Origin of the sequence: Acinetobacter sp. YH12058 (assembly GCF_013419805.1) — a bacterium.
In the GTDB taxonomy this organism is placed as follows: Bacteria; Pseudomonadota; Gammaproteobacteria; order Pseudomonadales; family Moraxellaceae; genus Acinetobacter; species Acinetobacter towneri.
Map to the genome: position 1 here is coordinate 13,175 of NZ_VOZL01000006.1, position 12,209 is coordinate 25,383.

At 45.2% G+C, this 12,209-nt stretch carries 8 protein-coding genes; 5 read left to right on the forward strand and 3 right to left on the reverse strand.

Going from position 1 to position 12,209, the window contains the following annotated elements; all coding sequences use genetic code 11:
• The first annotated feature begins 71 nt into the window (after positions 1–71).
• Positions 72–251 carry a hypothetical protein gene (locus FTU09_RS05540; protein WP_004970356.1) on the forward strand — a complete coding sequence of 60 codons (180 nt, stop codon included), beginning with the start codon at positions 72–74 and terminating at the stop codon, positions 249–251.
• Between the two features lie 279 nt (positions 252–530).
• Here the strand turns inward: FTU09_RS05540 and FTU09_RS05545 are convergent, their stop codons facing one another.
• From FTU09_RS05545 to FTU09_RS05555, 3 genes are all read right to left on the reverse strand, one after another.
• A complete protein-coding gene (locus FTU09_RS05545; protein ID WP_004970352.1) occupies positions 531–1,829 on the reverse strand; it encodes a solute carrier family 23 protein in 1,299 nt (432 codons plus the stop codon).
• A 396-nt stretch (positions 1,830–2,225) separates the two neighbouring features.
• Positions 2,226–4,910, reverse strand: coding sequence for a phosphoenolpyruvate carboxylase (gene ppc / locus FTU09_RS05550; protein ID WP_180079720.1), 2,685 nt, complete (start codon positions 4,908–4,910; stop codon positions 2,226–2,228).
• Between the two features lie 212 nt (positions 4,911–5,122).
• Entirely contained in the window at positions 5,123–5,737 is a 615-nt protein-coding gene (locus FTU09_RS05555; protein WP_180079722.1) for a TetR/AcrR family transcriptional regulator, read from the reverse strand.
• Positions 5,738–6,150: 413 nt separating this feature from the next.
• Here FTU09_RS05555 and FTU09_RS05560 point away from each other — a divergent pair, with 413 nt between their 5' ends.
• The 4 genes from FTU09_RS05560 to dnaJ all read left to right on the forward strand — a co-directional run bounded on the left by FTU09_RS05560 (position 6,151) and on the right by dnaJ (position 12,186).
• Positions 6,151–7,290 (forward strand): efflux RND transporter periplasmic adaptor subunit, encoded by a 1,140-nt coding sequence (locus FTU09_RS05560; protein ID WP_180079724.1) that lies wholly within the window; start codon positions 6,151–6,153, stop codon positions 7,288–7,290.
• A 3-nt stretch (positions 7,291–7,293) separates the two neighbouring features.
• On the forward strand, positions 7,294–10,428 hold the full coding sequence (locus FTU09_RS05565; protein WP_179991420.1) for an efflux RND transporter permease subunit: 3,135 nt from the start codon (positions 7,294–7,296) through the stop codon (positions 10,426–10,428).
• Between the two features lie 135 nt (positions 10,429–10,563).
• A complete protein-coding gene (locus tag FTU09_RS05570; RefSeq protein ID WP_180072906.1) occupies positions 10,564–10,941 on the forward strand; it encodes a hypothetical protein in 378 nt (125 codons plus the stop codon).
• A gap of 129 nt (positions 10,942–11,070) precedes the next feature.
• Positions 11,071–12,186: a molecular chaperone DnaJ gene (dnaJ, locus tag FTU09_RS05575; RefSeq protein WP_180079725.1), complete on the forward strand. Its 1,116-nt coding sequence runs from the start codon at positions 11,071–11,073 to the stop codon at positions 12,184–12,186.
• Positions 12,187–12,209 lie beyond the last annotated feature (23 nt).

The following is a 12,209-nucleotide window of genomic DNA, read 5'->3' on the forward strand; positions in this document are numbered from 1 at the left end:
TTTATTTTAAAAAGTATATATATTGTATATACATCTTTTGCAAAGCAGTCTTTATTTTGGAGAGATCAGCAATGAACGAGCAAATCAAAAAAATAAAGACAGGCAAGAAAGATGGACAACTTTTAATTCGTATTAATAGTACTGAACGTGATGAATTTATTCGTTTATGTGAAGAACTTGATACTAGTGCTGCTCGTGAATTAAGAAAATTTATTCGTAGTTTTGTGAAACAACACAATGGCAACGAATAGCCTTACTAAGGAGTAATACCATGGCTAAGCAAGTTAAATCTTTGAAGCAACAAATCAAAGCACGTTTGAAAAAGATTTCAAAACATAAAGGCAAATTGAAGCAACTTAAGCAAGAGCTTAAAAAACAGAAATAAGCCAAGTAAAAGCATTATCTCTTAAAAACGGTTCATTCTAGACAGACCGTTTGAGGTAAAAAAAGACCGAACAATCACTGTTGTTCGGTCTTTTTGCATTGTTTCGGCATTTGCTTAGGTTCAAGCAAATGACCGCAAGTTCTGATTAAGAGGGATCACGCAAACTAAAGAACCAGTTCAGGAACAAGGCTGCAAAAGTTGCTGTCCCAATCCCGCCCAAGTTAAAGCTGCCCAATTGCAGTGCAAAGTCACCCGTTCCTAAAATAATGGTCACGGCAGCCACCATCAGGTTCTTGTTTTTAGAAAAATCGACCTTGTTTTCAATCCAGATTTTTGCGCCAGCAATGGTAATCAAACCAAATACCACAATCGAAGCGCCCGTTAAAATGGCGGTAGGAATGGTATGGATAATTGCCCCAAATTTTGGTGATAAGCCAAGGAAAATAGCAAAGACTCCCGCCACCACAAAAATAATCGTGGAATACACGCGGGTAACAGCCATCACCCCAATGTTTTCACCATAGGTAGTCATACCTGGTGCACCGACACCGCCTGCGAGTGTTGTGGCAACACCATCGGCTACAAAGGCTTTACCAATGTGTGGATCGAGGTTTTCACCAGTCATGGCACCTACTGCTTTAATGTGTCCCAAGTTCTCTGCCACCAAAATGAAGGCAATTGGGGCAATAATCAGCATGGCATTCACATCAAATACAGGCGCATGAAAGTCTGGTACGCCAAACCAAGCGGCTTGCTGAATCGGTGCGAAGTTAATTGGCGTCCCCCAACCCATGACATTGGTGACTACAAAATAGATCAGATACGATATGAGCAAGCCAATCAGGAGCAAGAGGCGTTGCAGTAAACCTTTGGTAAATACGGCAATCATGCCCATACATAGCACAGTCACCAAGGCCATCCACATATTAAATGGATTGCCTGCAACCGCTTTGACCGTGACAGGAGCAAGGTTTAAACCAATGATCATCACCACCGCACCTGTCACCACAGGTGGCATTAATTTTTCAATCCAGCGGGTGCCAGTAGCCATCACCAAAAAGCCAATCAGGGCATATAAAATACCGCAGGCAATAATCCCGCCTGCCGCAACCCCAATATTGGCATTTAAACCGCCTGCTGCGCCTGCATAGCCTGTGGCAGCAATCACCACCCCAATAAAGGCAAAGCTTGAGCCTAAATAACTTGGAACACGCCCACCTGTCATGAAAAAGAACAGGATGGTACAAATCCCTGACATTAAAATGGCAAGGTTCGGATCAAAGCCCATTAAAAAAGGTGCAAGTACAGTGGCACCAAACATGGCAAATGCGTGTTGTATCCCCAATACAACGGTTTGTGCAGGCGGTAGATACTCATTGGTACCTACAGGACGTGCATCAATGCTGCCTTCATAAGGGCGCCATTTGGGAAACCAATTGGACATAAAGTAAGCACTCAAAAGCTAAATTGAGCACATCATACTCTTGTATTGCCTAAATTTTTTAAAAATTTTGCCAGAAAACAGATCAGCTGCTTATTTTTAGGATTAAATTTTACTATTTGATAAAATTTACATTTAATATAAATAAGTAATTTTATTTATAAATTTAAAGAATGTATTGCCGCATTAGTGGGATGAAAGCAGACTAAGAATAAATTTAATTGCACATAATTTAGACTGATTTTTAGCCCCGCAACGCATGTCTTTGTCCATGTCTGCTTTCACGTTATTATGTTCACTGTGTTTGGCTTTATAAAGCATCAGCCTAAGTCATTTCTAAGGGAGAGCAGTAGCCACAAGCAGAGTACAGACTCTGCTTGTTGTGCTATTCGTAGAGGCTTAACCTGTATTGCGTAAGCCTGCTGCAATTCCTGCAATGCTTACCATGAGGGCATGATCGACAGGGGTATGTTCGGCATTCTGTTCTGCCAAATATAAACGACGACGTTTCATCAACTCTGCCTGTAACAAATGCAGTGGCAATAAATACGGTTTACGCACCCGCATCGATTGATCTAGCACATCATTGCTGCTGAGCAATTGTGATTCGCCTTTGAGGGTCAGTAAGGTGGCCACGGCATCACGCAGGCGTTGACGCAGTTGCTCACCGAGTTGTTTTAAGTCTTCGTCATCGGTCAGGTTAGATTCGTAGTACAGGGCAATATTACTGTCGGCTTTAGATAGCACCATTTCTAGCATATCAATTAAAGTCTGGAAATACGGCCAATCGCTGAGCATTTCATCCAAAGTGGCTTTTTGTCCCTGATCGAGCGTTTGGTTAATTGCTGCGCCTGTCCCTAACCAAGCAGGCAGCATTAAACGGATTTGTGTCCATGCAAATACCCACGGAATGGCACGTAAGGATTCAATTCCACCGCTCACTTTACGCTTCGCAGGACGTGAACCGAGTGGCAACATCTGCAATTCCAGCTCTGGCGTAACGGTGCGTAAATATTTCACAAAATGTGGATTTTCACGCACGGTTTGGCGATAGACCTGCACCGAAAGTTCGGTCATGTTATCCATCAACTCGCGCCATTCTGCTTTCGGCACAGGTGGTGGCATCAGCGTCGCTTCTAAGGTTGCAGCGGTGTAGACTTCCAGATTTTGTAAGGCAACCCCTTCAAGTCCAAATTTAAAACGAATCATTTCACCTTGTTCGGTGACGCGGATTGCACCTGAAATAGAACCCGGTGGTTGTGAGAACAATGCTTGTTGTGTTGGTGCACCGCCACGGCTGATGGAACCACCGCGACCATGGAATAAAGTCAGCTGCACAGCATGTTGCTGCGCTACCGCAGTCAGTTCTTCCTGCGCGCGGTACTGCGCCCAGTTGGCAGACATGAACCCTGCATCTTTGGCGGAGTCTGAGTAGCCAATCATCACCTCATGTTTGCCCTGAATATGCTGTTTGTACCAATGCATATTAAATAGGGTATTCATGGTTTGGGCAGCCCCATCCAAGTCTTTCAGGGTTTCAAACAGCGGCACCACACGCAAAGGATGCTGAATGCCCGCTTCTTTTTGCAGCAATAACACTGCCAATACATCACTTGGATATTCCGCCATGGAAATAATATAAGCGCCCAAACTTTCCTGCGGCTGTGCAGCCAAAGTGCGCATGGTGGCAAACACTTCTTGCACATCGGGATGTTGAATCAGGCTTTGTGCAGGTTCTTGCATGAATTTTGGCAATAACGGACGTTTACTTTGTAGCTCTTGAAGCAAGAAGTTCTGACGCGCTTGTTCAGTCCAAGTTTCAAAATTGCCCAAACCTAAATATTCGGTAATGGCAGAAATGGCTTGACGATGACGTCCCGATTCTTGGCGAATATCCAGTTTTAGTAATTCAATGCCGAAACAATTCACACGATGAATTAAATCCAACAATTTGCCGTTCGCAATGTCTGATAATTGGCAAGCCGTCAGCGAGCGATAACACAGCAATAAAGGCTGTAACAGTTCGTCTTTGCTTTTGATGACCAAACTGTCATCAGCCTCTTTGCCTTGCAGTTTCGCTGCTAACCAGTCGCGGGTGGCTTTTAGGCGTTCTCGGGTGTCGCGTAAATATTCACGGTACGGCTCGGCATGGAAATGTCCCAAAGCATCTGCCAATTCTGGGCTGCATTGCTGAATGGAGAGTTCCCAACGCAGGTTTTCAATATCACGTAAATACAGTTCTGCTGCTTTCCAGCGTGACAGCCACAGCACTTCTTGAGTGACTTTATGGGTGACATTCGGGTTACCATCGCGGTCACCGCCCATCCAAGAGGCGAAACGTACAGGTGCAACGCTCAGCGGTAGGCTTTGTCCACAATGTTCCTGCACAATGCTGTCTAATTCACGCATGAATTTAGGCACCGCATTCCACAGGGTTTGTTCGATGGTGGTAAAGCCCCATTTGGCTTCATCGACAGGGGTTGGGCGATGTTGGCGAATTTCATCGGTTTGCCAAGCCGAGCTGATCAGCTGTTTTAAATCTGCCAAAACTGCCTGACGTTCTCGTGGTGTCAGTTTTTGCTGATCCATTTTAAACAAGCAGTCATTAATATCGTCATATTTTTGAATGAGGGTACGACGGCTGACTTCAGTCGGATGCGCAGTTAAAACCAACTCAATTTTCAGTTCACAGACTTGTTGAAAGAGTGTTTCTGCAGAAATTTGGTTGTCTTTAAACTTGATAAATAAGTGATCTAGTGGGTTTGGAGAAACGCCATTTTCATCAAATTCGCTTTGGCGACGGCTCCGCACCACATGATATTGCTCGGCAATGTTGGCAAAGTTCAAAAAGTGGGTAAAGGCACGGGTGAGCGGTAAGATTTCATCATCTTCCAGACTTAAAAACAGTTGTTCGAGTTGTTTTTCAGCTTCGGCTTGTCCATCGCGCGCGCCTTTAGATAAAGCACGAATTTGTTCGACCTGATTAAACAAATCTTGTCCTGCGTGTAACTTGAGGGTTTCACCCAATAAGTTGCCAAGTAAGCGTACGTCATCGCGTAGAGGAGCATCAATTTGTTGAATCATTCGTTGTTCTCCATGTTCTGTGTTTTTCTACTCTGTTAAGACTATACCCCGATTTAGATACAATCCAAGCGGGCTATCTACAAAAGTTGCATGGAATTTGCGCATCTGAAGTTATAGAGCCAAGCGGCAGTATTTAGGAGAGAAATACTGGGCGGAGTGGAATGCTATTTGGTAAAAGAAACTCCGATTTAGATCAACCTTTATTAGCCTGTTCAACCATAACGCAGCATAAAAATACCAATCGCATCTTCAATAATCTTTTGAGATTGTGCAGCATCGGGCACGGCACGTACACCGAGTAAAACTTCATGGTGACGTAAACCATGCAGTAAGGAAACGATCAATTCAGTTTGCGTTTTTGGTTCATCGGCCTGAATAAACTGCAATTCTACTGCTTGGCGAAAGAAGCTTTCCCACATCGCGCGAAGTTTGGCATGTGAGGCATTGTAAAACTGCAATGCCAACGGATTTTGCTCCGAGGCCAGTTCCATCAGCAAATGTTCTAATTTAATCGCTTCAGGCATATTGACCAAGTTCAAGGACAGTTTACAGGCTTGGTATAAAGCCTGCCGAAAATCGCTATTTGCGCTTAAGTGCAAGGGCTGTGCTTTGAGCAGACTTTCACAGGTTTCTTCAATGGCACAGGAAAATAGCGTGGCTTTGTCTTGAAAGTGGTTATACACCGTTAATTTGGTCACGCCTGCTTCACGTGCAATCTGATTCATACTAGAACCATGAAAGCCCAACTTTAAAAACAAGTGTTTTGCCGACATTAAAATGCGTTGGCGTTTTTCTAAATCTTTTGGTCGTCCGACATGAATCTGCACACGCTCATCCTAATTTGCATCAGTACAACTGGAAAATGACGCTTCAGTTTTAATTAATGTACCCAGTGGTATATTAATTAAAAAATAATCAATTTAATATAGGGGTTTGCACGCACTTCATAAATGGCTTGCGCTGTAGGCTAAAACTGAGCAGATCAGGCATGAAACGCAGGGAATAGCGAGACTATTACCAAGTTTCATAACGCAATCTGAGAAAGTTTTAGCCACAGTCATTTGGAACAAGCATATTTTTTACTGCTATTACGTTATGAGTCAGTTACTTAGAATGACTAAGTTTCCTGCCTCATGCCTTATATCAGCTAAAAATATGCGCTGTCGCAAACATAGACGAAGTGTCAGCAAACCCTACCGTATTCTGCCCTAAAAAAAACGTTTAAATAAGAGCAAACCTGATGAACACGACTCAGAATCTCATTGCCAGCCTGATGCTGCTGTGCTGTATCACCCTAATTGGATGCAGTAAGCAAAAAACCGAGGTTGAACAGGAAGTCCCTTTGGTGATGGTGACCCAGCCCAGCAGTTTACATTTTGAGCAAAAAAGCTATGCAGGCGAGGTGCAAGCACGTCAGCAAACGGCTTTGGCATTTCGGGTTGCAGGGCAAGTTACACAGCGTTTTGCCGATGTGGGAGATCAGGTCAAAGTTGGGCAAGTCTTAGCAAAACTGGATGTGCAAGATGCAGCATTGCAGCTCAATGCCGCGCGTGCGCAACTGGAAAGTGCGCAATCTGCTGCAAAAATTGCTAGCGATGAGTTACAGCGTTTTCAGCAATTATTACCCATGAATGCCGTCAGTCGCTCGCAATATGATGCAGTCAAAAACCAATATCAACATGCTATGGCACAGTTGAAACAGGCACAGTCCAATTATGCAGTCAGCAGTAATCAAACCGACTATAACCAGTTACGTGCCACAAAAAATGGTGTGATTACTGAACGCAATATTGAAGTTGGGCAGGTTTTAGCGGCAGGGCAGGTCGCTTATCAATTGGCGATTGATGGGGAGCGTGAAGTCGTGATTGGCGTGCCTGAACAAGCGGTGGGTGAAATTCGAGTCGGGCAAGAGGCAACGGTAAGTTTATGGTCACAACCCGATACCCGTTTTGCAGGTACGGTTCGAGAAATTTCCCCTGCGGCAGATCAGTCGCGTACTTTTAAAGTCAAAGTGGCTTTACGTGAAGGCAATGCACAGATTCAATTGGGGCAAAGTGCGCGGGTATTTCTGACTCGCCAAGCCAATCAGGGTTTATATGTGCCTTTATCTAGCGTGTCGGCAACAGGGCAACAAGCTTTTGTTTTGGTCTTACAGCCAGACTCAACCGTGCGCCAAATTCCTGTTACATTGGGCGCTTATGGACGTGACAGCGTGCCTGTACTGAGTGGCTTACAGCCGCAAGATTATGTGGTGATGGGTGGGGTGCATTTACTGCGTGATCGACAAAAAATTCGCCCGATTAACCGTGACAATCAAGCTGTACAGGCAGTCAATCCAACAGCTCAGGCAGCTTCTGCGGCCACACAGACGGAGCGTTAAAATATGAATTTTAACTTATCCGAATGGGCGCTGAAAAATAAAGGTCTAGTGGTCTACTTGATGCTGCTGTTGGGCATTGTCGGGATTTTTTCCTATTCCAAACTGGCACAAAGTGAAGATCCACCGTTTACTTTTAAAGTGATGGTGATTCAAACCTATTGGCCGGGAGCGAGCGCCAAAGAGGTCTCGTTACAAGTCACCGACCGCATCGAAAAAGAATTGATGAGCACGGGCGACTATGAACGCATCATGGCTTATTCGCGTCCGGGCGAGTCCATGGTGACTTTTATTGCCAAAGATTCCATGCGTTCTAGCCAAATTCCAGATGTTTGGTACAAGGTGCGTAAAAAGGTCAATGATATTCGTCATGAACTGCCGCAAGGGGTGCAAGGCCCATTTTTTAATGATGAATTTGGCGACACTTTTGGCAATATTTATGTGCTGACAGGCGCAGACTATGACTACGCCACCCTCAAAGAATATGCCGACCGTTTGCAGCTACAATTACAGCGGGTCAAAGATGTTGCCAAAGTTAATTTGGTCGGTTTACAAGATCAAAAAATATGGATTGAGTTATCTAACACCAAAGCCGCGCAACTCGGTATTCCTGTTACCGCGATTCAGCAAGCCTTACAACAACAAAACAGCATGGCAAGCGCAGGTTTTTTTGAAACCCATTCAGACCGTATTCAGGTACGTGTCAGCGGTGCGTTGCACAGTGTTGATGAGCTAAAACAAATGCCGCTGTTAGTGAATGGCACCACCATTCAACTGGGCGATGTTGCCGAAGTTTATCGTGGGTTTAGCGAACCTGCTCAACCGCGTATGCGCTTTATGGGTGAAAACGGCATTGGCATTGCGGTGTCGATGCGTAAAGGCGGTGATATTCTGGCTTTGGGTGAAAATCTGGAAACTGAATTTGCCCGTTTGCAAAAGACCTTGCCTTTGGGCATGCAACTGCAAAAAGTTTCTGATCAGCCTGTTGCGGTAAAACACAGCGTCAATGAATTTATGAAAGTGTTGGCTGAGGCGGTGATTATCGTGCTCTTGGTCAGCTTCTTTTCACTGGGTTTTCGCACGGGCTTGGTGGTGGCATTTTCCATTCCACTGGTCTTGGCGATGACTTTTGCAGGTATGCATTTGTTTGATGTCGGACTGCACAAAATTTCACTCGGTGCGCTTATTTTAGCCCTCGGATTGCTCGTGGATGATGCCATTATCGCCATTGAAATGATGGCAATTAAGATGGAGCAGGGCTATAGCCGCTTGCAAGCCGCAGGTCATGCGTGGCGTACCACTGCTTTCCCTATGCTGACAGGGACATTGATTACCGCGGCAGGTTTTTTACCCATTGCCACAGCAGCCTCAAGTACAGGGGAATATACCCGTTCAATTTTCCAAGTGGTCACCATAGCTTTGGTGGTGTCCTGGTTTGCTGCCGTGCTATTCGTGCCGTATCTGGGCGATAAATTATTGCCAGATTTTCAGCGTCATGCACAGCGAGCGCCGTGGTATCAACGTCTTTGGGCGCGTGTACGCAAACAAGCTGAACCGCAGCCTGTGCTACAGCACGCAGGTGAATTACACGACCCATATCAAACCCGCTTTTATCAAGTGTTTCGTGGATGGGTTAATACTTGTGTGCGCTATCGAAAAACCGTCATTGCAGCGACCGTGGCCATTTTTGTCCTATCCATTGCCATGTTTAAATTGGTACCACAGCAATTTTTCCCACCTTCCAATCGGGCAGAAATTTTAGTCGATTTAAAACTTGAAGAAGGTGCGTCTTTAACAGCCACAGAAGCAGCCGTTAAAAAAGTTGAAAAGTTCTTGGCGCAACAACAAGGCATCGACAATTATGTAGCCTATGTTGGCACAGGTTCGCCGCGTTTCTATTTGCCTTTAGATCAGCAATTACCGCAGGCCAGTTTTGCCCAATTTGTGGTGTTGGCATCGTCCTTAGAAGACCGCAATGAAATTCGCCGTAATTTATCTGAACAAATTCGCTTGTTATTGCCAGAGGTGCGTACTCGCGTGTCGTTATTGGAAAATGGTCCGCCTGTGGGTTATCCATTGCAATTTCGCGTGTCAGGCGAAGACTTGGCACAAGTACGACAATGGGCGCAGCAAGTCGCAGCCACCATCAGTGCCAACCCAAACAGCACCAATGTGCATTTAGATTGGGGTGAGCCGAGCAAAGTCATTCAATTGCAGATTGATCAAGACCGTGCCCGTCAAATGGGAGTGTCGAGTCTGGATTTGGCTAACTTCCTAAATAGCTCTATCAGTGGCGCAGCAATCAATCAGTATCGTGAAAAACGTGAACTGATTGAAATTCGTTTACGTGGTGATCAAACCGAGCGCCTAGATGTCGCATCTTTAAGCAGTTTGGCTATACCGACTTCACGTGGAACATCGGTGCCGTTGGCGCAAATTGCACAAATCGAATACCGTTTTGAAGAAGGCTTAATTTGGCATCGTAACCGCTTGCCGACCATTACCGTACGTGGTGATATTCGTAGCAATTTGCAACCTGCAACGGTGGTGGCAGAACTGTCTGAACCGATGGCGGCCCTGCGTGAAAAGTTGCCAAGTGGCTATTTAATTGAAGTGGGTGGCACGGTTGAAGAATCGGCACGTGGGCAAAAGTCAGTCAATGCAGGCATGCCATTTTTCCTTGCCGTGGTGATGACTTTGTTGATGATTCAGCTGCGTAGCATGTCCCGTGCATTCATCGTGTTTTTAACTGCACCGCTCGGCATTATTGGCGTGGTATTGTTCCTGTTGCTGTTTAACAAACCCTTTGGTTTTGTGGCGATGCTTGGCACGATTGCCTTATCGGGCATGATCATGCGCAATTCCTTGATTTTAATTGATCAGATTGAGCAGGATATTCGGGCAGGAGAGTCGCAGTGGGATGCGATTATTAACGCCACGGTACGCCGTTGTCGTCCAATTGTCCTCACAGCATTAGCGGCTGTTTTGGCCATGATTCCACTTTCTCGCAGTATTTTCTTTGGCCCGATGGCTGTGGCGATTATGGGCGGATTAATTGTCGCGACCTTATTAACTCTGTTCTTTTTACCTGCGTTATACGCCCAGTGGTTTAAAGTGAAAAAAAATCCACATAATCTGTAAAAGTGACATAATAACGGGTGCGAAACTTGGAAAATTTCAATATAGTAGCACCTTATATTTTTCAGCCTTTGCATACGTCACAGCATGCGCCAGATTAAAAAATAAAGCATGGCACAGATGGGGTTTAATCACATTATGAAGCAAGATAACTTGTTAAAGTTGCGCCGGTCTGTCGCGATCTCTTACGTGTTTATGTTTTTTGCTTTATTTACTGTGGTGAGTGGTGCATTGGCGTATTGGTATGCACGAAAAGTGATTGTGGTCGATAGCACTGAGGTCTGGTTACAGGCACAGGCTTTATGGATCATGCGTAATGTGGTGATTTACAGTGTATTGGCATTGTTTGCTGCATTGTGGTTTATTCCATTGGCCTTCTTTCCTTGGGATGCCTTTTTATGGGTCAAAGCCTGCACCGTAGCAGGTGTGGTCTTTGCCGTGATTGCCTTCTTATTTTTAATCAATGCTTGGATTAAAGGGCTATCCAAATTTTTGAAAAATAAAGCTGTGTTCTAATGGCTTGAACTTCATCTAAAGCACTTCAGCTAAAATTTTTAACAGCTTTCCCTTGTAAAACTCAGTTTGACCCCAATTTCAGACTTCAGTTAAGTTTTAAATAGAATTCCGTGAGGAGCATCGCCAGACATGGCTAAACGTGATTATTATGAGGTTTTGGGTGTCGCTAAAACCGCTAGTGATGATGAAATTAAAAAAGCCTACCGTAAGTTGGCGATGAAATATCATCCAGACCGTAACCCGGACAATCCTGAAGCTGAAGAGAAGTTTAAAGAAGCTTCAGAAGCGTATGAAGTTCTGTCAGACAGCGAAAAACGCAGCATGTACGACCGTATGGGCCATCAAGCCTTTGAAGGTGGTATGGGCGGTGGTGCTGGCGGCTTCGGTGGTTTTAGTGCCGAAGACATCTTTAGCCAGTTTGGGGATATTTTCGGTGGAGCCTTTGGTGGGGGGGGGCGTGGCCAGCAACGTCAACGCCGTGGTTCAGACTTACGCTATGTGATGGAATTGACGCTTGAAGAAGCAGTCAAAGGCGTTAAGAAAACCATCACCTTTACAGCACCTGCGCCATGTGAAGCTTGTGATGGTAAAGGCTCGGAAAATCCAAATGATGTTGAAACCTGTCCAACCTGTCATGGTGCGGGTCAAGTACGCATGCAGCAAGGTTTCTTCTCGGTACAGCAAACCTGTAGCACTTGTCGTGGTCAGGGCAAAATTATCAAGAACCCATGTAAAAAATGTCATGGTTCGGGTGTGTCAGATCGTCAGCAAACCCTTGAGGTGACCATTCCTGCTGGCGTGGACAATGGCGACCGCGTACGCTTAACAGGTAAAGGTGAAGCCATTCGTGATGGTCAATCGGGCGACCTATATGTAGAAGTGGTGGTGCGTGAGCACGAAATCTTCCAGCGTGATGGTGCCGACCTATATATGGATGTACCTGTCAGCATTGCCGATGCTGCTTTAGGTAAGGAAATTGAAATTCCTACTCTAGATGGTCGCGTGAGCCTGAAAGTACCTGAGGGAACACAAACGGGTAAATTGTTCCGTTTGCGTGGTAAAGGGGTAAAACCTGTGCGTAGCAGTATGCAGGGCGATTTACTCTGCCGTATTGTGGTGGAAACACCTGTGAATTTAACGGCACGTCAGCGTGAATTGTTAAAAGAGTTGCAGACGACGATGGAAGGTGAGGGCAGTCAGTCATCACCAAAGAAAAAGTCTTTCTTTGATCGTTTGTTTGATTAAGGAAACCTAGGTTAGGTATGTCA